This is a genomic window from Bradyrhizobium sp. LB14.3 (genome assembly GCF_040547985.1).
Lineage (GTDB): Bacteria > Pseudomonadota > Alphaproteobacteria > Rhizobiales > Xanthobacteraceae > Bradyrhizobium.
This window is the reverse complement of sequence record NZ_JBEPQT010000008.1, coordinates 117,028-141,360: the sequence shown is the minus strand read 5'-3', so window position 1 is coordinate 141,360 and position 24,333 is coordinate 117,028. Positions and strand designations below refer to the sequence as shown.

Below are 24,333 nucleotides of genomic sequence, written 5' to 3'. Positions count from 1 at the left end.
CAATGACGGAGTATGAGGCGTGGCCGCGCCGAAAGCGCGATAGCTAGCCTGAATTCATCGCGCTTTGGCTAAAGCGGCCGCTGCAGGGGCATCCTCTGCCGCTTCCTGGAACAGGACGGCAAACAGCAGGCTCCACAGTGTCAGGAGGGAAATGGGGATCGTGTAGTATGGCGTCGCGATCGGATAGGTGAAGAAGAAGGCGAGATTGAGCGCCAGATTGGCCATCGTGAGCTGCGCGACACGGCGAGTGCCATTCGCCTGCCGCAGCAGCCAGATCGAGCCTGCAATTCCGAAGACGATCAGCAAGGTCTGGAGCGGGTCGGCGAGATAGTCCCGGACCACTGCGAACGAAAAATCCAGCGGCCTGACATCGGGGTTGTTGCCGTAGGTCGACGCGAACGGACTGCCGGCGTTGACGGCGTAAGAGAGGATGGTCGGTATCACGCCGGCCAGCAACGCGACGCCGAACACGGCCCCCTGCAAGAACCGGGACATCGTCCGCTCCGCAAGGAACGCGACGAGGAGAAACAGGCCATAGCCGGACGCCAAGAAGAGATTGGCCAATCGGAAATCGACGGTCAATCCGAGCAGGAAACCGATTGGCGCCAGTAGCCAGATCCTCGGTTGAGATCGCGGGCTCGCCAGCCATCGCGCCGTGAGACATCCTGCGAGCGCGCACACGACGACGGTCGGGGCCATCGAATAGCTCGCCTTGACCGGATTGACCATCAGGTAGATCGCAAGACAGCCGAACGTCCCGGCCATCAGGACCGATCTCGTGCTGCGCGCAAGCGCAAGAGCAAATAGCGCGAAGCCGAGCACGATGATGGTCGCCAGCATGTACATGGGCACGACCTGGTGCCCTGGCGGAAACAACGCCAACACGAGGCCGACACCCGGCGGGTATTGAATGACGACCTTCCCCGTGGCCGGCATCAAGTTGTGACAGGGCGCGGCGGTCGTATCGGCCCAGTTCGGGTAGCCGATCGCCTTCAGCTTTGCTTTCAGATAGCCATCATCGTCGCGGGTGAGGCTGGTGTCGAAGCCCTCCACCAGCCCAAACTTCTGGAACAGATGCGCCTGCCGCAGGTAGCAGATGTCGTCATAGACGCCGCGCGCCTCATTCCATCGCAGCATTGTCCATAAATGGCCGACCAGCACCGCGAGAAACAACACGGCGAAGACGGCTTTGCTCGTATGGATTTTCTTCATCGGGATCATGATGCGGCGGGAGGCGGCGCTCCTTTAGCGGAATGCAAGATAGAGATTGGACGATAGCGGGCCGAGCGACAAACCGGTGTACCCCACGGCCGCGGACTTAGGGACGGAGGACTTGGCGATGGAGGACTTGGCGACCAGCGCGGCGAACCCCAACAGCCGTTTTCGCGTCATCAGGATCAGGTTCTGCTCGTCGGTCCATTCCGACTTGCCGGCGATCCTGCAGGCCATCCTGAAGGTGCCGTCCAGATAGTGCGCCAGCGGGATGGCCGTGTGGTGCTCGACCGGAAAGTACCTGTTGGGCACCGTGATGAACACCCGCCTCGCAACGCGGCAAAGCTCCTTGACCAGGAGCACCTGTTTTCCATGGCTTCCGGCGTGCTCGAGCACAGCATTGGACGTCGCGACATCGAACGCATTGTCGTCAAACGGCAGCCGTGTATTCGGTTCGATCTGCACGTAACGGCAAAGCGGAAAAGCCGCCTTGAACCCGGCTCCTTCGCCGAGCCCGCAGGCCGTGATCTTGTGCTGATGTGGATAGCTTCTTTCCAGCACGTTTGCGCCGTCGTTGATCACGTCGGAAACACCGACGTCCAGGATCTCGTCCGACGCAGACGGCTGCATCTGGGCGATGAAATCTCGGAATATGCGGTCGCGCGCCGCGATCAGCAGCTTTTCCGCCGTGCTCCCGGACGCCACCTCCCGGTAATATTGCTGATCGACCGGCACTGCCCTACCTTCATGTGAGCTTCGAAGCGATGGCGCGTCAGGTTGGCGTCTTGCTCCAGTCGGGACCGACCGGCCCCGATACACCTTCGAACGCGCCCTCGACGAGTTCGACGACGAGGAGCCGGCTGTAATCGACCGGGCCCGGCATGGTGACGCGCCCCTTCGGCACCGGCTTGAAGCCGACGCGGCTGTAATAGGGCTCGTCGCCGACCAGCAGCACCAGGCGATGGCTCTGCGCCTTGGCGTCCTTCAGCGCGCGCTCGAGCAGCAGCCGGCCGACGCCGCGGCCGCGGAACGGAGGCTCGACCGTCAGGGGCCCGAGCAGCAGTGCAGGCGTGTCGCCGACGCAAACCGGCAATTGCCGTACGGATCCGACCAGCAACGTACCGACGCGGGCGGTGAAGGATAGATCGAGCACGTGATCCACATGCTCGCGAATGCGGTACGCGCTGAGCACGAAGCGGCCCGGTCCGAAGGTGCGTTCGTGCAGCCGCTCGATCGCCTGAGCATCGCCGGCGGCTTCCGACCGGATGGTGAGGGAGAGATCGTTCATCGCGTCACGGCATCTTCAGGCGGGAGTCATCGGTTCGCGTCGGAAAACGCGTCAGGCGGCGTCGGCGGGATATCACCTTGGAGGGCAACGGTCCATGGGATTGCGCCTGCCCCCGGAGGTTTTCAGTTCCTCCCGAGCGGCGGTTGGGACAGGTAGGCGAGCATCTTCATTTCCCGCCGGCCGCGCGTCACGGTGTCGAGCACGAGCCCCGACGAAGCCGAAAGCAGCGCCATGATCATCAGGCCCATGGAGAGCACGGCGGTCGGCAGGCGCGGTACGAAACCGGTCTCGAGGAAGGTGATCACGACCGGCACTCCGAAAGCGATCGACAGCAGCGCGAGGACGATGCCGATCGTCGAAAAGAAGCGCAGCGGCCGCTCCGACCGGTTGAGCTTCAGCATTGTGTTGAAGATGCGCAACCCATCCTGCCAGGTATTGAGCTTGGAGAAGGAGCCTTCCGGGCGCGCATAATAGGGCGTCTCGACCTCGGCAACCGGCAGCGACAATTCCAGCGCATAGACCGCAAACTCGGTCTCGATCTCGAAACCGCCGGACAGGACGGGAAAGGATTTGACGAAGCGGCGCGAGAACACGCGGTAACCGGACAGGATGTCCGTGAAGGCGTGGCCGAAGGTCGAAGCCAGGAAACCGGTGAACAGCCGATTGCCGATGCGATGACCGCGCCGGTAGGCCGCTTGCGATTGATCGACACGCAGACCCACAACCATATCCAGATGATCATCGAGGAGCTGGTCGATCATGTGCGACGCGCTTGGCGCGTCGTAGGTCGCATCGCCATCGACGAGCACGTAGATGTCGGCCTCAATGTCCGCGAACATGCGGCGCACGACATGGCCTTTGCCCTGGCGCCGTTCGCTGCGCACGATCGCTCCGGCCTCGCGCGCGATCGTTGCGGTGCGGTCGGTCGAGTTGTTGTCGTACACGTAGACCTCGGCCGCAGGCAGTGCCTTGCGGAAATCGGCGACGACCGTAGCAACGGCGGCTTCCTCATTGTAGCAGGGAACCAGCACGGCGACCCGGAATGGCCATGACCTCGTCGATTCAGACAATCTTCATCCCTCGTCCATGCGCCGAGACCGCAGGCGCGGTTTACTAGCACAGGCAGCCATCATCGCCACGTCGCAATCTGCGGCCTGTCGTGAAGGACTTCCGCGATCCGCAACCGCGTGCCGGGCGTGGTCCCCTCGGGCAGCGCCGTGACGGCGAAGAACCCGCATTCGGCGATCTCGCGGTTGGGCTGCGGCAGGCGATCCTGCTTGAACTGCCTGACAACGTAGACCGCGACATGATCGCGGCGGGAGACGTGGCTGTTGAGAAAGATGCCGTGCAGCACGGTGTCGCCGGTGAGATCGATATCCCCCTCTTCCTTGAGCTCGCGCCGCATCGCCTGCTCCATGGTCTCGCCGAGATCGACGCCGCCGCCGGGCAGATACCAGCCCATGACGTAGCTGTGCCTGACCAGGAACACCCTGCTCTCGGCATCCAGCACCACGGCGCGAACGCCGAGCGTCATGCCGCGGACGAGCAGGAAATAGGCGTGGAAGATTCGCCGCAGCAGCGGCTCGAATGTCCGTCGGACGCTATTGAGACGATCTCCCATCAGGCTCCCGTGGCGCCCCGTTCAGGCTTCGCTTGCGCGTTGCCTGCGACCTTGCCATTACAGCGAACGAATAGCGAGGCAATCGCGCCCCATGGCCCCCTTCACGCTCGCCCATCTGTCCGACCCGCATCTGCCGCAGTTGCCGAAGCCGCGGTTGATCGAGCTCGCCGGAAAGCGCGCGCTCGGCTATATCAACTGGACGCGCAACCGTCACAAATACCAGCGCCGCGAGGTGCTCGACGCACTCGTCGCCGACGTGAAGGCGCAAGGTCCCGACCACATCGCGGTCACAGGCGATCTCGTCAATCTCGCGCTGGAAGCCGAATTCGCGCCGGCGCGCGCCTGGCTGGACGGCGTCGGTCCACCCGACCGCGTCACCACGATTCCCGGCAATCACGACGCTTATGTCCGCGCCACCTCGCATCGTTTCGGCGAGACCTTCGCGCCCTATCTTGCGGGCGACGACGGCCGCATCGGCTTTCCTTCCGTGCGCCGGCGCGGGCCGCTCGCGCTGATCTGCCTGTCCACGGCGGTGCCCACCTTGCCGCTGATGGCGACGGGCACGCTCGGACGCGATCAGCTCGCGGCCCTCGAAGAGGAGCTCGAACGGCTTGCAGCCGAGGACGTCTTTCGCGTGCTGCTGGTGCATCATCCGTTGAAGTCCGGCGCTTACCACAAGCGGATGACTGACTCCGCCGGGCTGCTGACGCTTTTGAAACGCCACGGCGTCGAGCTGATCTTGCACGGACACGACCACGTTCATTCGACGATGTGGTTCGAGGGGCCCAACGGCAACATTCCCGCGATCGGCGCGCCGTCGGCCTCCGCGCTCGCGCACGGGCACACCCCGGCCGCGGCCTATAATCTGTTCACGATCGAGAAGGACAATGCCGGCTGGCGTTGCGAGCAGGCGGTGCGGAGCCTGGGGGCTGGGCTTCAGATCGTGCAGATCAAGCATGTCAGGTTGATTTGAGACCACGCCGTCATTGCGACGGAGGAGAAATTCACAAGTTTCGCAGGGCCGCCAGCACGGCAACCCCGAACAGCGCGGCGGCGCCGAGCACAAATCCGAACACGAATGGCCAGACGCGCGACCGGCGCGGCGGCGGCGCGACCTCGGGCTTCGGCTCAGGCGGGACCACCATCGCATGCTCGCGCTCGATCATGCGGCGGGCGACGTAGTCAGTCACGGCCTCGACGATGACAGTGGTGTCGTGGGATTCGGCGAGCACGATGCGGCCGAAGCGGGTGTCCTGCACGAAGCGGTACATCCGCTTGTCGCGGCCCATCACGATATGCGCGACGACGTCGATCCAGAGTCTCGGCGTATCGCCCTGGCTGATGCCGCGGTCGAACAGGTCGATCCGCTCGGGCACCTGCGCGAACAGGGGATCGAGCGCGTCGTTGAGGATCTCGAGCCTTGCCACTTCGGCATCGCGCAGATCGACGACGACGCCGGTCCGGTCGGCGGCCTCGATCCGCGCCCGCAACAGCGCATCGCGCAGCCGCACCGGGCGTGGCTGGCCGGGGTGGATCCCGCTGGTTTCGGGCTCTGACATTGTCGGCCTCGTCCTGACTTCCTTCCATTAACCTATCAGCAACCAATGTGTCCGCAAAGGCCCCACAATTCCAGTTACTTACGGCGCCCACAGGCCGTTCACCTGTGCCAAAAACAGACGATCCCACCCGGCTTGCGCCGGATGGGACCATCCGTCCTTGGACGTCTTCTTATCAGTTCAGATTGTCAGGCCGAGACCCGCGACGGCTCTTCCACGATCGAGAAGCGAACTCCGGCCTTGTGGCGGTTCTCTTCCGAGACCGAGCGCCAGGCGTCCTCGGCCTCCTTGCGGGTCTTGAACGGACCCTGCACCTGGGCCGAACCTTCCACCAGCTTGTGGAAGTTCATCGAACCGAACTCGCCGCCGATCACCCAGAAATTGCTGTTGGTCATTGTCAGTCTCCTGTCGAATAGCGTGATGCGTTAGCCGAACTGGTTCATCGTGTTGTGGGCACCGCCCGCCTTCAGGGCAGCCTCGCCGGCGAAGTACTCCTTGTGGTCGTCGCCGATGTCGGAGCCGGCCATGTTCTGATGCTTGGCGCAGGCGATACCCTGACGGATCTCGGCACGCTGGACGTTCTTGACATAGCCGAGCATGCCCTGGTCGCCGAAATACTCCTTCGCCAGATTGTCGGTCGAGAGCGCCGCCGTATGGTAGGTCGGCAACGTGATCAGATGGTGGAAGATGCCGGCGCGCTTGGCCGAATCCGCCTGGAAGGTGCGGATGCGCTCGTCGGCTTCCTTCGCCAGCGGCGTATCGTCGTATTCCTGCTTCATCAGCTCGGCACGATTGTACTTGCTGACGTCCTTGCCGGCCTCCTTCATCGCGTCGTAGACCTGCCAACGGAAGTTGAGCGTCCAGTTGAACGACGGCGAGTTGTTGTAGGCCAGCTTGGCGTTCGGAACGACCTTGCGGATTCGATCGACCATCTTGGCGATCTGCTCGATATGCGGCTTCTCGGTCTCGATCCACAGCAGGTCCGCACCGTTCTGCAGCGAGGTGATGCTGTCGAGCACGCAGCGGTCTTCGCCGGTACCCGGGCGGAACTGATAGAGATTGGAGGGCAGCCGCTTCGGACGCATCATCTTGCCGTTGCGGTTGATGATGACGTCGCCGTTGCGGGCGTTCTCCGCCGTTACTTCCTCGCAATCCAGGAAGCTGTTGTAGAGGTCACCGAGGTCGCCGGGCTTGTGGCTGACGGCGATCTGCTGCGTCAGGCCGGCACCGAGCGAGTCGGTGCGGGTCACGACGATACCGTCTTCGACGCCGAGCTCGAGGAAGGCGTGGCGGCAGGCGCGGATCTTCGCCAGGAACACCTCGTGCGGCACGGTGACCTTGCCGTCCTGATGGCCGCACTGCTTCTCGTCCGAGACCTGGTTCTCGATCTGGAGCGCGCAGGCACCCGCCTCGATCATCTTCTTGGCGAGCAGATAGGTCGCCTCCGCATTGCCGAAGCCGGCGTCGATGTCGGCGATGACGGGCACGACATGGGTCTTGAAGTTGTCGATCTTCTCGATCAGCGCCTTTTCCTTCGCCTTGTCGCCTTCCTTGCGGGCGGCATCCAGGCTGCGGAAGATGTCGTTCAGTTCGCGCGAATCGGCCTGACGCAGGAAGGTGTAGAGCTCTTCGATCAGCGCCGGCACCGAGGTCTTCTCGTGCATCGACTGGTCGGGCAGCGGACCGAACTCGGAGCGCAGCGCCGCGATCATCCAGCCGGACAGGTACAAATAGGTGCGATCGGTCTTGCCAAAGTGCTTCTTGACCGAAATCAGCTTCTGCTGGGCGATGAAGCCGTGCCAGCAGCCCAGCGACTGAGTGTACTTGGTCGGGTCGCCGTCATAGGCGGCCATGTCGGCTCGCATCAGCGCCGCGGTGTAGCGGGCAACGTCGAGGCCGGTCTTGAAGCGATTCTGCAGGCGCATGCGGGCGACGGCCTCGGCCGACACACCGTTCCAGGTCGGCTGGGTCTCGAGGAGCGACTGGGCCGCCTCGATCTCGCTCTGATACGAGGCCGGGCCCTGGAGGGTGCTGATGCCGCGGGGCTGGTAGTTCATGTGCCTGATCCTTTCGCTGACGAAGACGATGTCGCCATCGACATTCTTGACAATGCATTGCGAGATGCGGGTCAGAAGCTAAACGCGAGAAAGCCCGTATCGTACAGAGGCCTTGTATTTGAATGGTGATGTCATGTAACATCGGGACATGTAATAGATGTTATTTTGTAAATTTTGTAATGATATAGGTCAATCAAACTGTCTTGATGCCTCTGGAGACCTGAAAATGCCCGCCGGTTCCAGCAAGAAGCTCTTCGTCGGCCCGCGCTTCCGGCGGATCCGGCAGCAGTTGGGGCTGTCGCAGACCCAGATGGCCGAGGGGCTCGGGATCTCGCCGAGCTATGTCAATCTGATCGAGCGCAACCAGCGTCCAGTGACCGCGCAGATCCTGCTGCGGCTGGCCGAGACCTATGACCTCGACCTGCGCGACCTCGCCACCGCCGACGAGGATCGCTTTTTCGCCGAGCTCAACGAGATCTTCTCCGACCCGCTGTTCCGCCAGATCGACGTTCCCAAGCAGGAACTGCGCGATCTCGCCGAACTCTGCCCCGGCGTCACCCATGCGCTGCAGCGGCTCTACGCCGCCTATACCGAGGCGCGCCAGGGCGAGACCCTGGCGGCAGCGCAAATGGCCGACCGTGACGTCGGCACGCGCTATGAGGCCAATCCGGTCGAACGCGTCCGCGAGCTTATCGAGGCCAACCGCAACTATTTTCCGGAACTCGAGCAAGCCGCGGAGACTCTGCGCGACGAACTGAACGTGCCGGCCGAAGAGCTTTATGCGGCGCTCGCGGCACGACTGCGCGAAAAGCATTCGATCCAGACCCGCATCATGCCGGTGGACGTGATGCGCGAGACGCTGCGGCGCTTCGACCGCCACCGCCGCCAGCTCCTGATCTCCGAGCTGGTCGACGCGCCCGGCCGCGCGTTCCAGCTCGCCTTCCAGCTCGGCTTGGGCGAATGCGCGCAGCAACTGGAGACCATCATCGGCCGCGCCGGCCCGCTCGACGACACACCGCGGCGCCTGTTCCGCATCACGCTCGGCAACTATTTTGCGGCCGCCGTGATGATGCCCTACCCCGCGTTCCTCGCCGCGGCGGAAGCGCTGAATTACGACATCCATCTGCTGGCGCAGCGCTTCAATTCCGGCTTCGAGCAGGTCTGCCACCGGCTCACCACCCTGCAGCGGCCGAACGCCCGCGGCATTCCCTTCTTCCTGCTGCGTGTCGACAATGCCGGCAACGTCTCGAAGCGCTTCTCGTCCGGCACATTCCCGTTCTCGAAATTCGGCGGCACCTGTCCGCTGTGGAACGTGCACTCGACCTTCGACACCCCGGATCGCCTGCTCAAGCAGGTGATCGAGCTGTCCGACGGTACGCGTTATTTCTCGATCGCGCAGATGGTGCGCCGCCCCGTCGCGCCGCACCCGCTGCCGCAGCCGCGCTTCGCCATCGGCCTCGGCTGCGAGATCCGTCACGCCGCGCGCCTCGTCTACGCCGCCGGCATCGATCTGGAGAAAACAGAGGGCACGCCGATCGGCGTCAACTGCCGCCTCTGCGAGCGCGAAAACTGCGCTCAGCGCGCGGAGCCGCCGATCACGCGCACGCTGATCCTGGACGAGACGACGCGGCGGGTGTCGAGTTTCGCGTTCTCGAATGCGAGGGAGCTGTGAGGCACACCGCTGTCATGCCCCGCGAAGGCGGGGCATCCAGTACGCCGCGGCCTATCGGTTCAATCGCTGCTGTCTCGGAGTACTGGATCGCCCGGTCAAGCCGGGCGATGACAGTTGAATGCGCGGCTGCACCCAAGTCCTATGCCAGCGTATGCACGATCACCGGCCCCGCGGCGGCGCGGGCGTCGCCTGCAAGCAGCGGGCCGAGATCCTTCTCGATCCAGGCGATCGCGCGCCGGTTCGCCTCCTCCGCCTGCTCGAACTTGTCGAAGATCGAGATCGCGGTCACGGTGTCGTCGCCGGCATAGACGACGTAATAGGCGCGGAAACCGTCGACGTCGCTGATGATCGGAACGGCGCCGTCCTTGATGCGGCGCGCCAGCTCTTCGGCGCTCCCACTTTTCGCCTTGGCCTGACGGATGGCGGCATACATGGCATCCTCCTACCGGCTGTCTTGATCTACGGACCTGGTGCCCGCACCGCATGCTACGCCGAACCGTGCGGGCGATCCACGGTTGGTTAACCCGGCACTAATCCACTTCCGCGATCTGCAACCAACGGTTAAGCACGCCTCAACATCGGTGCCTTAGTCTCGCCCCACTCACTTTTCGCAAACAACGATGGCTTAGTCTGCCGCGTAAAGTGACATCAGGGGGTTTATCATGCGCATTGCGCTGCTGCTGACCGCGACCATTGTCGGCGCGCTCATGGCCAATCCATCCAATGCCGGACCGCTCGATGCGTCCGCCGGCGCGGCGCAAGCGTTGCCGCCGGGTTTCCAGAGCTACCGCGGCTACATGTTCGACATCTCGGAGAATTCCGACCGCAAGGATGTCGACAAGCTCACCGAGAATCTGAAGAGCCAGATCGACGTGGTCGAGGGTGCTGGCCTCTCGCCGCGCGTCCTGCGCTTCTTCCGCACCGTCCCGATCATTGCGAGCGAGCTCGCCTGCCTCGACGACGGCGCCGCGACTGCCTGTTACGGCCGGGTCGCCCCGAACGTCGAGCGCCGCGTGCCGCGAACGCTCACTGTTTGGGACCATGCCACGCAGCGCTGGACCAATCCCAATGCCGTCGACCTCGCTGTCGATTCGGGCCTCGGCGTAATCATGCTGCGGCCCGACATGATGCGTTACGAGAAGGAGGCCGTGCTGCTGCACGAACTCCTGCACGCCTATCACGCGCGGCTGTTGCCGGACGGCTACGCCAACAAGGGCGTGATCGGCTATTACGCCTTTGCCAAGTCCAAGGACCTCCTGCCCAAGGAAGCCTATGCGATGAAGAATCACATGGAATTCTTTGCGGTGACCGCCAGCATCTTCCTGGCCGGGAAGAGCGAATTCCACGACCCGAAGTCGCGCGAGACGCTCAAGGAGAAGATGCCGGACTATTACAAATATCTGGTCGGCGTGTTCGGCTTCGACCCAGATCCGGCAGCGTCGAGCGGCCCGGTCGCCTCGCTGAAGTAACGCAGAAAGCGCCAAACCAAGCCAAAGAGCCGCGCGAAATGCGCGGCTTTTTTGTTTTGTAAACCGGAAGCTGCGGATGACTCCCGGCGGGGAATTGCCAAGGCGGGGCCCGATCTGCATAGTCCCGCCCGCATCGATACTGTTTTCGAAGAGGATAGAACAACATGGCGGACGCCGACCTGGATGTCGTGATCCGGCAACTGGCCAGACAGCTGCATACGGGCCTGATGACCCGCGCCAAGGAGCGGCGGGATCGCTTCAATGGCCTTGCGGCCAAGGCCAAGAGCAAGGAGACCGGCGATCGCTTCAAGATAATGGCGAAGGCCACCATGGAGCAGGCCACCACCGCCGCCAAGCGCCTGCAGATGTCCGCCGACAATGTCGCCGACAGCTACGCACGGTCGATGCGGATTGCCGCCAGCACGCCGGTCGCAGTAAAGGTGGAGAAGAAAGCCGCCAAGGAAAAGCCTGTGAAGAAGGCCAAGAAGGCCAAAGCCAGGAAGTCGAAGTAAGCCACTCACCGTGTTGGCGCGGCCACTTGGGTTGGCTCGGCGCTCGCGAGTTCGGCGAGTTTTGCGCGCGCCGCATCGCGAGTGTGGGCATCATCCTTGCCGGCGGGCAGCGCCAGCGTGGCCTCGAAATCGGCGCGTGCCTCATCCGCCCGGCCGCGGGCGAGAAATGCGAGGCCGCGGGCGAGCCGGGCCTGCGCATCCGAGGGGTCGAGGCGGACCGCGGTGTTGTAGCTCAGGATCGCGCGATCGAGATCGCCGGTGGCGGCGAGCGCGAGACCGCGCTGGTGATAGGGCGCGGCGAGCCTCGGATCATGCGCGATCGCCTCGTCGTAATCCTCGATGGCAAGTTCGAAATCGCCGTTCTGCCGGCGCGCCAGAGCGCGTTCGCGATAGAGCGAGGCGCGGTTGGGATTGAGGTGGATGGCCTCGTCGAAATCCGCGATCGCCCGCCGCCAGTCGCCATGGCGCAGCGCGATCCGCCCGCGCCCCTCATAGGCAAAGGCGATCAGCGATCCCCGCAGCGGCGAGAAGCCGATCACCGCCGAGCAGATGTCGGGATCGTCCTCGTCCCCGCAATTGACGACCGTGTGCGTGGACAGGCCAATGAGCACGCCCAGGACGATCAGCAATGGTACTGCAGCTTTGGTCATCTTCGACCGTGGCAGGCAGTGGGCCGGCCACGCATCCCCTTTCGAAGGAACAGTTTCGCGAAGGTGTTAACACCGGCTGGGACCAGCCTGTGTGCGTCAGGTCACAAAGCATGCAAATTCCGGCCGCGTCCGCATCAACCCCAAGGGCCGCGTGAAGAGGAGCGACCCCACGGACCCCGCGGCGGATAGTTCTCGTTGGCGCCGATCGACGGCGACGCCTGAGCGCCAAGCTCGGCTGCGAGTTGCTGAAGCGCCGCGATACGATTCTGCGTCGCCGGATGGGTGGCGAACAGATTGTCCACGCCGTGGCCCGACAGCGGATTGATGATGAACATATGCGCGGTGGCGGGATTTCGCTCCGCCTCGAGGTTCGGGACCTGATGCGCAGCGTCTTCGATCTTCACCAGCGCCGATGCGAGCCAAATCGGCTGACCGGCGATGCGTGCGCCGAGATTGTCCGCGGCGTATTCGCGCGTACGACTGATCGCCATCTGCACCAGCATGGCCCCGATCGGGGCGAGGATCATCATCAGGATCGAGCCGACGATGCCCGGGCCGTTGTTGTCGCGGTTGCCTCCGAAGAACATGCCGAACTGCGCCAGCATCGAGATCGCACCCGCAATGGTCGCGGTAACAGTCATCAGCAGTGTGTCGTGATGCTTGATATGGGCGAGCTCGTGCGCGATCACGCCGGCGAGCTCCTCGCGGCTGAGCTGCTGCATCAACCCGGTGGTGACCGCAACCGCGGCATTCTCGGGATTGCGCCCGGTGGCAAACGCGTTGGGCTGCGGCTCGTCCATCAGGAACACGCGCGGCATCGGCAAGCCGGCGCGGCGCGCAAGCTCGGCGACGAGCCCGACCAGCTCCGGCGCGCTGCTGCGGTCGACCTCATGAGCCCCGTACATGCTCAGCACCATGCGGTCGGAGTTCCAGTAGGTGAAGAGATTGGTCGCCGCGGCAATGACGAGCGCAATCATGGCGCCGCCAGCACCGCCGATCAGATAGCCGACGCCCATGAACAGGGCGGTGAGGCCTGCGAGCAGCATTGCGGTACGAAGATAGTTCATGGCCCTCTCCCGGGTCCGGTCGCCGCCGCTGGAGGCGCTGCAGGCCGGCAAGCATGAGGTAGGGACGACCCCGCCCCACCCGCAAGGTTTCCAGGTGCGTCGCGGAGCCGCGGCACTGGTTTGAAGGCAATCGTTCCATTAAGCTTGGTCAAGAATCCAAGCGTCTCCTCCCCTTGCGGAAACCTCATGCTCCAGACCCGAATTGCGATCGCGACCACCGCTCTGCTCACACTCGCCTGTCCCGCCTCCGCACAGTTCGCGCCACCGCCCGCAAAGCCAGCGGCCCTCAGGGCCACTGCGCCCTCCCCGCGCGCGGCGTCGTGCCACAATGGCGCGAACTTCGATCGCTTCCTGGCTGACGTGAAACAGCAGGCGGTGGCGACCGGCGTGTCGCAGCGAACGATGGCGCAGGCCTCGCCCTACCTCGTCTACGACCAGGGCATCGTCAATCGCGACCGCGGCCAGCGCGTGTTCGGCCAGCTCTTCACTGAATTTGCCGGCCGCATGGCCGCGCCCTATCGCATGCAGAACGGCCAGCAGCACATCAAGCGACATGCGGCCGCGTTCGCGCGCGCCGAAAAGGAATACGGCGTGCCGCCGGCGGTGATCGCCGCGTTCTGGGGACTGGAGAGCGATTTCGGCGTCAACATGGGAAATCTGCCGACACTGAAATCGCTGGTGTCGCTGGCCTATGACTGCCGCCGCTCAGAGATGTTCGTGAACGAGACCATCGCCGCGCTGAAGATTATCGACCGCGGTGATCTCACACCCGACGAGATGATCGGCTCCTGGGCCGGCGAACTCGGCCAGACCCAATTCCTGCCAGTGCATTACGTCAACTATGCCGTCGACTATGACGGCGACGGACGGCGCGATCTCCTCCGCAGCGAAGACGACGTGATCGGCTCGACCGCGAACTACATCGCCAACGGGTTGAAGTGGCGGCGCGGCGAGCCGTGGCTGGAGGAGATCAAGGTGCCGCAAAACCTGCCGTGGGATCAGACCGATCTCACCGTGCAGCAGCCGCGCGCGAAATGGGCGCAGCTGGGGGTGACCTATCCCGACGGCAGGCCGCTGCCGAGCGACAATCTTGCAGCCTCCGTGCTGCTGCCGATGGGACGCAACGGGCCGGCCTTCATGGCGTATCCGAATTTCGCGGCCTATACCGAGTGGAATAACTCGCTGATCTATTCGACCACCGCGGGCTATCTCGCCTCGCGCATTGCGGGCGCAGCACCGATGCGCAAGCCGACCACACCGGTCGCGCAGCTGCCGTTCAATGAGCTCAAGCAATTGCAGCAGCTTCTGGTCCAGGCCGGCTTCAATGTCGGCAAGGTCGACGGCGTGCTGGGCCAGCAGAGCCGCGCCGCAGTGAAGGCGATGCAGGTCAAATACGGTCTGCCGGCCGATTCCTGGCCGACCTCCGAGCTATTGGCCCGGATGCGCGGTGGCACAGCACAGGCGCAGCCTGCGGCGATGGCACGGTAGAATTTTCGCACTGCACAAGCCGCTCCCGCGATTGTATTTTTCCATGACGGCCCCATGTGAGTGGCTCAGGTTTCTCCTGAGATTCCCCACCACAAGAGCGAGCATCACATGTCCTTTCACGACGCCGTCGTCCCCGCCTATTTGCAAATGCTGAACAGTCTGACCGGCCTGCTCACGAAAGCCGAGGCGCACTGCGCGGCCAAGAAGGTCGACCCGAGCGTCCTGCTGGGCTCCCGGCTGTTTCCGGACATGCTGCCGCTGTCGAAGCAGATCCAGCTCGTCAGCGATTTCGCCTCCAAGGGCTGCGCCCGGCTGACCCATAGCGAAGTGCCCTCCACAGCAGACACTGAGACCAGCTTTGCCGAATTGAAGCAGCGCCTGGCGAAGACCATCGACTATGTGAAATCGTTCAAGCCCGAGCAGTTCGAGGGCGCCGACACCAAGGACGTCACCTTCCCGGCCGGCCCCGACAAATCCATCACCATGAAGGGCCAGCAATTCCTGAGCGCGTTCTCGCTGCCGAACTTCTATTTCCACGCCGCAACCGCCCACGGCCTTCTGCGCCACGCCGGCGTCGAGATCGGCAAGCGCGATTTCCTCGGCGCGAATTAAGTTATGGCCCGCGGCAGCGGAATTCCGCTGTCGCGGCCGAAACTGCATACGAATTGTGCTACGCGGGCCTTGCTGCGTAGCTCGCCTGCACTTTCCGTATGGCTCCTCCCTTGCGCTGATTGCCGCGATGCACAAGTGTTGCAGACCTTTCACCGCCTGGAAGCATTCCCATGAGCCGTTCGACCAAATTGTTTGACACCTACAAGCTCGGCCCGATCACGCTTGCGAACCGTTTCGTGATGGCACCGCTGACGCGTAACCGCGCCGTTCCCGGCACGTTCGTGCCCGGTGCGCTCGCCGCCGACTATTACGGCCAACGCGCCTCCGCAGGGCTTCTGATCACCGAAGCGAGCCAGGTCTCGCAGCAGGGCCAGGGCTACCAGGACACACCCGGCATCTACTCCAGGGACCAGGCCGCCGGCTGGCGCAAGGTCACCGATCAAGTCCACGAGCGCGGCGGCAAGGTCTTCATCCAGCTCTGGCATGTCGGCCGCATCTCGCATGTCGATCTCCAGGCCAATGGCGCAGCGCCGGTAGCGCCGAGCGCGATCCGCGCCAAGGGCAAGACTTTCGTGAACGGCACCTTCGCCGACGTCTCCGAGCCTCGCGCGCTCGAGCTCGCCGAAATTCCCGGGATCATCGACGATTTCAAGCGCGCCACGAAGAATGCGCTCGAAGCCGGCTTCGACGGCGTCGAGATCCACGGCGCCAACGGCTATCTGCTCGAGCAGTTCGCCAAGGACGGCACCAACAAGCGTACCGACGCCTATGGCGGCTCCATCGAGAACCGCGCGCGGCTGATGCTGGAAGTATCCAAGGCCGTCGTGGCCGAGGCTGGCGCCGAGCGCACCGGCATTCGCGTCTCGCCGGTAACACCGGCCAACGATATCTCGGACTCGAACCCGCAAGCCTTGTACGACCATATCGTCGACGGTCTCAGCGCGCTCAAGCTCGTCTATCTCCACGTCGTCGAAGGCGCCACCGGCGGTCCGCGCGACATCGCGCCGTTCGACTATGCGGGCCTGCGCAAGCGCTTCGCCGGCGCTTACGTCGCCAACAACGGCTATGATTTCGCCCTCGCCGCCAAGGTGCTGAAGGCGAACGCGGCCGATCTCATCGCCTTCGGCAAGCCGTTCATCTCCAATCCCGACCTCGTCGAGCGGCTGAAGCAGGGCGCTCCGCTGAACGACTGGGACAAGAACACGTTCTACGGCGGCGGTGCGAAGGGCTACACGGATTACCCGGCGCTGACGATTGAACCGGCGGAGTAGCGGCTACCGCGGCAGCGCTATCCGCCGTCATTGCGAGGAGCGAAGCGACGAAGCAATCCAGACTACCTCCGTGGAAAGACTCTGGATTACTTCGCTTCGCTCGCAATCACGGTGTGGAGCAAAATCCACGACAATAAAAAGAAAAAGGCCGGGATTGCTCCCGGCCTTTCGTCGTTACGTTGATGTGCCTTACTTCGCTTCCGCGCGCTTCGGGGGCTGTGCCGGCCACGACTTGATCAGGGTGTCGTAGTCGACCGTCTCGCCCTTCGGCTTCTCGTTGGCGAGCTTGCGCTGGGGAGCAATCGTGCCGTCCTTCTGGGCCTTGGCGAACCAGTACTCGGCCGTTTCCTTCTTGTGCAGCTTCGGACCGCAGGCGCCCTGCACGCCGGACTTCTCCAGACGCTCCATCACGGAGTCCTGGGCGGCGGCAAGCGAGTCCATCGCGGCTTGCGGCGTCTTCGCACCGGACGACGCATCGCCGATGTTCTGCCACCACAGCTGCGCCAGCTTCGGATAGTCGGGCACGTTGTTGCCGGTCGGGGTCCACTGCACGCGCGCGGGCGAGCGGTAGAACTCGATCAGACCGCCGAGCTTCGGCGCACGCTCCGTGAACGACTTGTCCCAAATGTCGGATTCACGAATGAACGTGAGACCGACATGGCTCTTCTTCAGCGACACCGTCTTGGAGATGATGAACTGGAGATAGAGCCAGGCTGCCTTGCGGCGATCCGCCGGGGTCGACTTGAGAAGCGTCACGGAGCCGGCGTCCTGATAGCCGAGCTTCATGCCTTCCTTCCAGTACGAACCGTGCGGCGACGGAGCCATACGCCACTTCGGCGTACCGTCCGCGTTCATCACGGCGATGCCCGGCTTCACCATGTCGGCGGTGAAGGCGGTGTACCAGAACATCTGCTGGGCGATGTTGCCCTGCGCCGGCACCGGACCCGACTCGGAGAAGGTCATGCCCTGCGCTTGCGGCGGAGCATACTTCTTCATCCACTCGAGGTACTTGGTGATCGAGTAGACCGCGGCCGGGCCGTTGGTGTCGCCACCACGCTCGACCGAGGAGCCCACCGGACGGCAGCCTTCCATGCGGATGCCCCATTCGTCGACCGGCAGACCGTTCGGAATGCCCTTGTCGCCGTTACCGGCCATCGACAGCCAGGCGTCGGTGAACCGCCAACCGAGCGACGGGTCCTTCTTGCCATAGTCCATATGGCCGTAAACCTTGACGCCGTTGATCTCCTTGATGTCGTTGGTGAAGAACTCGGCGATGTCCTCGTAAGCGGACCAGTTCACGGGCACGCCGAGCTCGTAGCCATACTTGGCCTTGAACTTGGCCTTGTAGTCGGCGTTGGTGAACCAGTCGTAGCGGAACCAGTAGAGGTTCGCGAACTGCTGGTCGGGCAGCTGATAGAGCTTGCCATCCGGGGCCGTGCCGAACGACTTGCCGATGAAGTCGTTGACGTCCAGCTGGGGATCGGTGACGTCCTTGCCCTCGCCGGTCATGTAGTCCGACAGCGCGATGGTCTGGCCGTAGCGGAAGTGCGTTCCGATCAGGTCGGAGTCGTTGATCCAGCCGTCGTACACGTTCTTGCCGGACTGCATCTGGGTCTGCAGCTTCTCGACGACGTCACCTTCCTGGATGATGTCGTGCTTGAGCTTGATGCCGGTGAGCTCGGAGAACGCCTTCGCCAGCGTCTGCGACTCGTATTCGTGGGTCGTGATGGTCTCGGAGACGACATTGATCTCCATGCCCTTGAAGGGCTCGGCGGCCTTGACGAACCATTCCAGCTCTTTCTTCTGCTCGTCCTTCGACAGCGTCGAGGGCTGGAATTCCGCGATCCATTTCTGGATTGCGGCATCGTCGGCAGCGCGCACCGGCGCCGAGACGGCCAACGACACCGCGACGATGGCGGCGACGCTGGACATCGTCAGAAAGCTATTCTTGGTCAATGGACGTTCCCTTCTCCTAAACTGCCGCATGTTGTTCCTCCGTTGCAGCGACAAACTTTCTACAGGCCCGGGTTGGTCCCGGATCTGGCCGTCCCTTCGCGGGCTAGACCGTGCGAAAAATGAGCACGGCCATGGCCAGCGAAATTCCTGATGCGAGCCAAAGGCGCGAAATTTCAAGTCCGTCCTCGCCGATCGGCAGCGTGGCGAGTGCGTCGGTGCCGGCGAAGGCGATCCAGAGCAAGTGGATGACAGCCGCCATGATCAGGGAGATGAACAGGCGGTCGCCGCGCGTGGTGGGGATGCGCAGCACGCCGACGCGCTCGGTTTCGGGATAGGCCACCCCAAGCCAGGTCATCACGGCAAGCGTGCAGGCGAGCGCGACAAAGAAGATCGCCGTCGGCAGCGTCCAGGCCATCCATGCAATAGATTCCATTGATGCCTCCTAGACCCGGCCGAGCGCGAAACCGCTCGCGATGTAGTTGCGGACGAACCAGATCACGAGCGCGCCCGGAATGATGGTGAGCACGCCGGCTGCCGCGAGCAGCCCCCAATCCATGCCGGCGGCCGACACTGTGCGCGTCATGATCGCCGCGATCGGCTTGGCCTGCACCGAGGTCAGCGTGCGTGCCAGCAACAGCTCGACCCAGGAGAACATGAAGCAGAAGAAGGCGGCGACGCCGATGCCACTCGCAATCAGCGGCACCAGGATCTTGATGAAGAAGCGCGGGAAAGAATAGCCGTCGAGGAAGGCGGTCTCGTCGATCTCGCGCGGCACGCCGGAGACGAAGCCTTCGAGGATCCAGACCGCCAGCGGAACGTTGAAGATGCAGTGCGCGAGCGCCACCGCCCAGGGAGTATCGAACAGCCCGATCGCCGAGTAAAGATTGAAGAACGGCAGTGCATAGACCGCGGCCGGCGCCATGCGGTTCGACAGCAGCCAGAAGAACAGATGCTTGTCACCGAGAAAACGGTAGCGCGAGAACGCGTAGGCCGCGGGCAACGCCACCGAGATCGAGATGATGGTGTTGAGGACGACGTATTCCAGCGAGTTGATGTAGCCGGAATACCAGCTCTCGTCGGTGAAGATGCGCTTGTAGTGCTGGAGCGTCGGGGCGTGCGGCCACAGCGTCATCGTCGAGACGATTTCGGCGTTGGTCTTGAAGCTCATGTTGACGAGCCAGTAGATCGGCAACAGCAGGAAGATCAAAAACAGCGCCATGATGAGGCGACGGCCGGGGATCGAATGCATCACGCGGCTCCTTCCTGCGGCTTCCGCTCGGCGCCGGCATTGGTCATGACCGTGTAGAAGATCCAGCAGACGATCAGGATGATCAGATTGTAGACCAGCGACAGCGCGGCGGCCTTGCCGAGGTCGAACTGGCCGAGCGCGATCTTGACGAGCTCGATCGACACGAAGGTCGTCGAATTGCCGGGCCCGCCGCCGGTAACGACGAACGGCTCGGTGTAGATCATGAACGAGTCCATGAAGCGCAGCAGCACCGCGATCAGCAGCACGCGGTTCATCTTGGGCAGCTGGATCGCCTTGAACACCGCCCAGCGCGAGGCGCCGTCGATTTGAGCTGCCTGGTAATAAGCATCGGGGATCGACTTCAGGCCGGCATAACACAACAACGCGACCAGGCTGGTCCAGTGCCAGACGTCCATCACGATGACGGTGACCCAGGCATCGACGGCATTGGAGACGTAATTGTAGTCGATGCCGATCGCGTTGAGCACATAGCCGAGCAGGCCGATATCGGGGCGGCCAAAGATCTGCCAGATCGTGCCGACCACGTTCCACGGAATCAACAGCGGCAGCGCGAGGATGACGAGGCAGGCCGCGACGGTCCAACCCTGGCGCGGCATCGACAGCGCGACGACGATGCCGAGCGGCACCTCGATCGCTAGGATCACCATCGAGAAGAACAGATTGCGGCCGAGCGAGGCGAGGAAGCGGCCGCCGAGGTCGGTCGAAGGGTCGAGCAATTCCTTGAACCAGCCGACACCGTTCCAGAAGAACTGGTTGTTGCCGAAGGTGTCCTGCATCGAATAGTTCACAACCGTCATCAGCGGCAGCACTGCCGAGAAGGCGACGACCAGGAATACCGGCAGCACCAGGAACCAGGCCTTTTGGTTGACGGTCTTGTCCATCAGGCGGCTCCCTCCACCAGAAGGCTGTCGGCATAAACGTGGACGTGCGACGGATCGAATTTCAGGCCGGCCGTGCCGTCCGGGCTGGTGAAGCCGGCCGGCGCCCGCGCCGCGAGTTTTGCATCACCGAGGCGCGCACGCGCAAAGCGGATGCGGCCGAGATCGTCGATGCGTTCGATTTTTGCGCTGAGCAGGCCCGGTGCCGGCGCAACGGTTTCGACGAATTCAGGACGCACGCCGATCTCGATCTTAGCGCTTGCCGGAAGGCTGTCGTAGCTGCGATTGAGCGCGATGACGTGACCGTCGATCTTGGCCTCGCGGCCCCTCACCTCGGCCGGCAGGATGTTCATGCCGGGCGATCCGATGAAATAGCCGACGAAGGTGTGCGCGGGCTTGTCGAACAGCTCGGCCGGGGTGCCGCTTTGCACCACGCGGCCGTCGTGCATGACGACGACGGTGTCTGCAAAGGTCAGCGCCTCGGTCTGGTCGTGGGTGACGTAGATCATCGTAAGGTCGAGCTCGCGATGCAGCGCCTTCAGCTTGGAGCGGAGCTGCCATTTCAGCTCGGGATCGATCACGGTGAGCGGCTCGTCGAACAGCACGGCGGCGACGTCGGAGCGCACCAGGCCGCGGCCGAGCGATATCTTCTGCTTGGCGTCAGCCGTGAGCCGCGTCGCCTTGCGGTTCAGATAGGGTTCGAGATCGAGCAGGCGGCCGATCTCGGCGACGCGCTTGTCGATCTCGGTCTTTGGCACGCCGCGGTTCTTCAGTGGAAACGCCAGATTCTGCCCCACCGTCATGGTGTCGTAGATCACCGGAAACTGGAACACCTGGGCGATGTTGCGCTTCTGGGTTGACAGCGGTGTGATGTCCACCTCGTCGAACAGGATTTTCCCCCGCGACGGCGTGATGATGCCGGAAATGACGTTGAGCAGCGTGGTCTTGCCGCAGCCGGACGGCCCGAGCAGCGCATAGGCGCCGCCCTGCCGCCAGGTCATGGTGACAGGCTTCAGCGCAAAGCTGTCCTGCGGCGCATCATTGCCGCCGTAGGAGTGCGCGAGATCGACGAGGTCAATGCGGGCCATGTCGCATCTCCCTCAGGTATTGCCGGGTGCGGCGACCAGACGGTCTGCCGCATCGAAAACGAAGACATCATTGGGATCGAGCACGGCGTCGATGGTCTGGCCGGGCTCGAACTCGTGCACGCCGTGCAACACCGCAACCCATTTCGATCCGTCGCGGGTCAGATGCACGAAACTCTCCGAACCGGTGATTTCGGTCACCGTTACCGTGGCATGGAAGGCGTGGCGATCGGCCTGGCCGTTGGCGAGCGCGAGCTGATGCGCGCGAAAGCCGACCCGGTAGGCGCCGTCGGCCAGCGACGAATACAGACCCGAGGCCGGCGACGCCGCGCCGCCGGCATATTGCACAGAGCCGTTCTTTTTCTCGATGCCGACGAGATTGAGCGGCGGGTCGGAGAACACCTGCGCGACGCGTAAAGTCTGCGGCCGGCGGTAGACGTTGGCGGTCTCGTCGATCTGGAGCGCCTGTCCCTGCCACATGCACACCGTGTTGCCGCCGAGCAGCAGCGCCTCGGTTGGCTCGGTGGTGGCATAAACGAAGATCGCGCCGGAAGCCTCGAAGATGCGCGGGAGCTCGGCGCGCAGCTCCTCACGAAGCTTGTAGTCGAGATTGGCGAGCGGCTCGTCGAGCAGCACGAGATCGGCGCCCTTGACCAGCGCGCGCGCGATCGCGGTGCGCTGCTGCTGGCCACCGGAAAGCTGGAGCGGCGTGCGCTTCAGGAACGGCTCGAGCCTGAGCAGTCTTGCGGCTTCCGCCACGCGCGCCTCGATTTCAGCGCGCGGCTTGCCCTGCACACGCAAGGGCGACGCAATGTTCTCATAGACTGTAAGCGAGGGATAATTGATGAACTGCTGGTAGACCATCGCGACCGAACGCTTACGCACGTCGGCGCCGGTGACGTCCTTGCCGTTGACCAAGATCTTGCCCGAAGTCGGCTTGTCGAGGCCTGCGAGCAACCGCATGATCGAGGTCTTGCCCGACAGCGTCGGCCCGAGCAGCACGTTGAGCGTACCGCTCTCGAGCGTCAGCGAGACGTCGCGGATGTGCGGGACGCCGTCGACAGTCCGGGTCACGTGATCGAGTGTCACCGTCATGAGCGTCCTCCGGCTTCCAGCAGGGGACTTTGCTGCACGGCGTGGGTCCTGATCCAGTCGTCAAGCGCCGCGATCTCGTCGGCACTTAGTCGCAGGCCGAGCTTTGAGCGGCGCCAGACGATGTCCTCGGCAGTGACGGCCCATTCGTTGGCCATGAGATAGCGGACCTCGCGCTCGCTCAGCGTCGCGCCGAAGGCCTGGCCGAGATCGGCCGCGGATTTCGCATCCCCGAGCAGCTTGATCGCCTTTGTGCCATAGGCGCGCGCGAGTCGTCGCGCATGCTCGTGGCTGAGGAAGGGATAGCCGCGCTGAAGCTCCGCGATCAGGCCGTCGACATCGGACACGCCCATGTCGCCGCCGGGCAGCGGCCATTTGCCGGTCCAGCCCTCGCGCGCTTTCGCACTGCGAAGATAGGGCGCGAGCCGCTCCAGCGCCTCCTCGGCGAGACGGCGGTAGGTCGTGATCTTGCCGCCATAGATCGACAGCAGCGGCACGCCGCCGGGCGTGTCGAGCTCGAACACGTAGTCGCGCGTCGCGGCCTTGGCTTCGCTGGCGCCGTCGTCATAGAGCGGACGCACGCCGGAATAGGTCCAGACCACGTCGTCAGGCGTGACAGGCTTGGCCAGATATTCGCTTGCCGCCGTGCAGAGATACTGGATCTCCTCGGCCGTCGCCTTCACCTTGGCCGGATCGCCGTCATAGTCGCGATCGGTGGTGCCGATCAGCGTGAAATCGTCCTGGTACGGGATCACGAAGATGATGCGGCCGTCGGCGTTCTGGAACATGTAGGCGCGGTCGTGATCGTAGAGTTTTTTCACGACGATGTGCGAGCCCTGCACCAGGCGCACCTTGGCTTTCGCGTTGACGCCGGCGCCACGGCCGAGCACGTCTTCAACCCAGGGCCCGCCGGCATTAACGAGCGCACGAGCCTGGATCGACGAGCGCGCGCCGGTCAGCGTGTCGATCATGCTGACGGTCCAGATGCCGTCGGACTGCTTGATATCCGTCGCCCGGGTGCGGGTGCGGATCTCGGCGCCCTTGTCGGCGGCGTCGCGCGCGTTGAGCACGACGAGACGGGCGTCATCGACGAAGCAGTCGGAATATTCGAATGCGCGGGTATAGCGGTTCGGGATCAGCGGGCGACCGACCTCGTCACGCCTGAGATCGACCGAGCGGGTCGCCGGCAACAGATGGCGGCCGCCGATATGGTCATAGAGGAAGAGGCCGAGGCGCAGCAGCCAGGCCGGTCGCAGGCCTGCATGGTGCGGCAGAACGAAACGCAGCGGGCGGATGATGTGGGGCGCGATGCCCCACAGGATCTCGCGCTCGATCAGCGCCTCGCGAACCAGGCGGAACTCGTAATATTCGAGATAGCGCAGGCCGCCATGCACCAGCTTGGTCGACCAGGACGACGTCCCGCTCGCCAGATCGTTCATTTCGCACAGGAAAACCGTGTTGCCACGGCCCACCGCGTCGCGCGCGATGCCGCAGCCGTTAACACCGCCTCCAATGATGGCGAGGTCGAAAATACGCTCCAATAGACGCATCCCCCGGCGACCGCCCGTTCAATCGAG

General features: G+C 63.7%; 25 protein-coding genes. 7 read left to right on the top strand and 18 right to left on the bottom strand.

Annotated features, from left to right (window positions below; genetic code table 11):
* Positions 1 to 54 precede the first annotated feature (54 nt).
* The 5 genes from ABIB00_RS17790 to ABIB00_RS17770 all read right to left on the bottom strand — a co-directional run bounded on the left by ABIB00_RS17790 (position 55) and on the right by ABIB00_RS17770 (position 4,121).
* Positions 55 to 1,212 (bottom strand): hypothetical protein, encoded by a 1,158-nt coding sequence (locus tag ABIB00_RS17790; RefSeq protein WP_354105249.1) that lies wholly within the window; start codon positions 1,210 to 1,212, stop codon positions 55 to 57.
* A gap of 33 nt (positions 1,213 to 1,245) precedes the next feature.
* A complete protein-coding gene (locus tag ABIB00_RS17785; protein ID WP_354105248.1) occupies positions 1,246 to 1,947 on the bottom strand; it encodes a methyltransferase domain-containing protein in 702 nt (233 codons plus the stop codon).
* A 37-nt stretch (positions 1,948 to 1,984) separates the two neighbouring features.
* Complete coding sequence (locus ABIB00_RS17780; protein ID WP_354105247.1) at positions 1,985 to 2,500, bottom strand: GNAT family N-acetyltransferase; 516 nt, start codon at positions 2,498 to 2,500, stop codon at positions 1,985 to 1,987.
* 122 nt (positions 2,501 to 2,622) lie between these two features.
* Positions 2,623 to 3,570, bottom strand: coding sequence for a glycosyltransferase family 2 protein (locus ABIB00_RS17775; protein ID WP_354105246.1), 948 nt, complete (start codon positions 3,568 to 3,570; stop codon positions 2,623 to 2,625).
* Positions 3,571 to 3,629: 59 nt separating this feature from the next.
* Complete coding sequence (locus ABIB00_RS17770) at positions 3,630 to 4,121, bottom strand: NUDIX domain-containing protein (protein ID WP_354105245.1); 492 nt, start codon at positions 4,119 to 4,121, stop codon at positions 3,630 to 3,632.
* A 91-nt stretch (positions 4,122 to 4,212) separates the two neighbouring features.
* Between ABIB00_RS17770 and ABIB00_RS17765 the strand changes: the two genes are divergently transcribed.
* The gene (locus ABIB00_RS17765; protein WP_354105244.1) at positions 4,213 to 5,094 is read left to right on the top strand and encodes a metallophosphoesterase family protein; all 882 of its coding nucleotides are present in this window, start codon (positions 4,213 to 4,215) and stop codon (positions 5,092 to 5,094) included.
* 31 nt (positions 5,095 to 5,125) lie between these two features.
* Here ABIB00_RS17765 and ABIB00_RS17760 read toward each other — a convergent pair whose 3' ends face one another.
* From ABIB00_RS17760 to ABIB00_RS17750, 3 genes are all read right to left on the bottom strand, one after another.
* Positions 5,126 to 5,680 (bottom strand): hypothetical protein, encoded by a 555-nt coding sequence (locus ABIB00_RS17760; RefSeq protein ID WP_247440755.1) that lies wholly within the window; start codon positions 5,678 to 5,680, stop codon positions 5,126 to 5,128.
* Between the two features lie 185 nt (positions 5,681 to 5,865).
* Complete coding sequence (locus ABIB00_RS17755) at positions 5,866 to 6,072, bottom strand: DUF4170 domain-containing protein (protein ID WP_007595122.1); 207 nt, start codon at positions 6,070 to 6,072, stop codon at positions 5,866 to 5,868.
* A gap of 30 nt (positions 6,073 to 6,102) precedes the next feature.
* Positions 6,103 to 7,734, bottom strand: a complete 1,632-nt coding sequence (locus ABIB00_RS17750; protein ID WP_354105243.1) for an isocitrate lyase — start codon at positions 7,732 to 7,734, stop codon at positions 6,103 to 6,105.
* A gap of 226 nt (positions 7,735 to 7,960) precedes the next feature.
* Between ABIB00_RS17750 and ABIB00_RS17745 the strand changes: the two genes are divergently transcribed.
* Positions 7,961 to 9,406, top strand: a complete 1,446-nt coding sequence (locus ABIB00_RS17745; protein WP_354105242.1) for a helix-turn-helix domain-containing protein — start codon at positions 7,961 to 7,963, stop codon at positions 9,404 to 9,406.
* A 139-nt stretch (positions 9,407 to 9,545) separates the two neighbouring features.
* On the opposite strand, the gene ABIB00_RS17740 is transcribed toward ABIB00_RS17745, so the two are convergent.
* A complete protein-coding gene (locus ABIB00_RS17740) occupies positions 9,546 to 9,839 on the bottom strand; it encodes an antibiotic biosynthesis monooxygenase (protein ID WP_027543691.1) in 294 nt (97 codons plus the stop codon).
* A gap of 229 nt (positions 9,840 to 10,068) precedes the next feature.
* On the opposite strand from ABIB00_RS17740, the gene ABIB00_RS17735 reads away from it, so the two are divergent.
* Entirely contained in the window at positions 10,069 to 10,875 is an 807-nt protein-coding gene (locus tag ABIB00_RS17735) for a hypothetical protein (protein ID WP_247340435.1), read from the top strand.
* 164 nt (positions 10,876 to 11,039) lie between these two features.
* On the top strand, positions 11,040 to 11,387 hold the full coding sequence (locus ABIB00_RS17730; RefSeq protein ID WP_247340437.1) for a hypothetical protein: 348 nt from the start codon (positions 11,040 to 11,042) through the stop codon (positions 11,385 to 11,387).
* A gap of 5 nt (positions 11,388 to 11,392) precedes the next feature.
* Here ABIB00_RS17730 and ABIB00_RS17725 read toward each other — a convergent pair whose 3' ends face one another.
* The gene (locus ABIB00_RS17725) at positions 11,393 to 12,037 is read right to left on the bottom strand and encodes a tetratricopeptide repeat protein (protein WP_354105241.1); all 645 of its coding nucleotides are present in this window, start codon (positions 12,035 to 12,037) and stop codon (positions 11,393 to 11,395) included.
* Positions 12,038 to 12,171: 134 nt separating this feature from the next.
* Positions 12,172 to 13,104: a zinc metalloprotease HtpX gene (gene htpX, locus ABIB00_RS17720; RefSeq protein ID WP_354105240.1), complete on the bottom strand. Its 933-nt coding sequence runs from the start codon at positions 13,102 to 13,104 to the stop codon at positions 12,172 to 12,174.
* 186 nt (positions 13,105 to 13,290) lie between these two features.
* Between htpX and ABIB00_RS17715 the strand changes: the two genes are divergently transcribed.
* The 3 genes from ABIB00_RS17715 to ABIB00_RS17705 all read left to right on the top strand — a co-directional run bounded on the left by ABIB00_RS17715 (position 13,291) and on the right by ABIB00_RS17705 (position 16,475).
* Positions 13,291 to 14,592 (top strand): lytic murein transglycosylase, encoded by a 1,302-nt coding sequence (locus ABIB00_RS17715; RefSeq protein ID WP_354105239.1) that lies wholly within the window; start codon positions 13,291 to 13,293, stop codon positions 14,590 to 14,592.
* Positions 14,593 to 14,700: 108 nt separating this feature from the next.
* Positions 14,701 to 15,204, top strand: coding sequence for a DUF1993 domain-containing protein (locus ABIB00_RS17710; protein WP_247340442.1), 504 nt, complete (start codon positions 14,701 to 14,703; stop codon positions 15,202 to 15,204).
* 170 nt (positions 15,205 to 15,374) lie between these two features.
* Positions 15,375 to 16,475, top strand: coding sequence for an alkene reductase (locus tag ABIB00_RS17705; protein WP_354105238.1), 1,101 nt, complete (start codon positions 15,375 to 15,377; stop codon positions 16,473 to 16,475).
* 189 nt (positions 16,476 to 16,664) lie between these two features.
* Here the strand turns inward: ABIB00_RS17705 and ABIB00_RS17700 are convergent, their stop codons facing one another.
* The 7 genes from ABIB00_RS17700 to glpD form a co-directional block, all read right to left on the bottom strand.
* Entirely contained in the window at positions 16,665 to 18,407 is a 1,743-nt protein-coding gene (locus tag ABIB00_RS17700) for an ABC transporter substrate-binding protein (RefSeq protein ID WP_247440916.1), read from the bottom strand.
* Between the two features lie 127 nt (positions 18,408 to 18,534).
* Positions 18,535 to 18,864, bottom strand: a complete 330-nt coding sequence (locus tag ABIB00_RS17695) for a DUF2160 domain-containing protein (RefSeq protein WP_247340447.1) — start codon at positions 18,862 to 18,864, stop codon at positions 18,535 to 18,537.
* Positions 18,865 to 18,873: 9 nt separating this feature from the next.
* A complete protein-coding gene (locus ABIB00_RS17690; RefSeq protein WP_007606994.1) occupies positions 18,874 to 19,680 on the bottom strand; it encodes a carbohydrate ABC transporter permease in 807 nt (268 codons plus the stop codon).
* Positions 19,680 to 20,582 (bottom strand): carbohydrate ABC transporter permease, encoded by a 903-nt coding sequence (locus tag ABIB00_RS17685; protein ID WP_247340449.1) that lies wholly within the window; start codon positions 20,580 to 20,582, stop codon positions 19,680 to 19,682. Before ABIB00_RS17685 ends, ABIB00_RS17690 begins: the two co-directional genes overlap by 1 nt.
* Positions 20,582 to 21,667 (bottom strand): ABC transporter ATP-binding protein, encoded by a 1,086-nt coding sequence (locus ABIB00_RS17680; RefSeq protein ID WP_354105237.1) that lies wholly within the window; start codon positions 21,665 to 21,667, stop codon positions 20,582 to 20,584. The genes ABIB00_RS17685 and ABIB00_RS17680 overlap by 1 nt, the downstream gene beginning before the upstream one ends.
* A gap of 12 nt (positions 21,668 to 21,679) precedes the next feature.
* A complete protein-coding gene (locus ABIB00_RS17675) occupies positions 21,680 to 22,759 on the bottom strand; it encodes an ABC transporter ATP-binding protein (protein WP_354105236.1) in 1,080 nt (359 codons plus the stop codon).
* Complete coding sequence (glpD, locus tag ABIB00_RS17670; protein ID WP_354105235.1) at positions 22,756 to 24,306, bottom strand: glycerol-3-phosphate dehydrogenase; 1,551 nt, start codon at positions 24,304 to 24,306, stop codon at positions 22,756 to 22,758. The genes ABIB00_RS17675 and glpD overlap by 4 nt, the downstream gene beginning before the upstream one ends.
* Between the last annotated feature and the right edge of the window lie 27 nt (positions 24,307 to 24,333).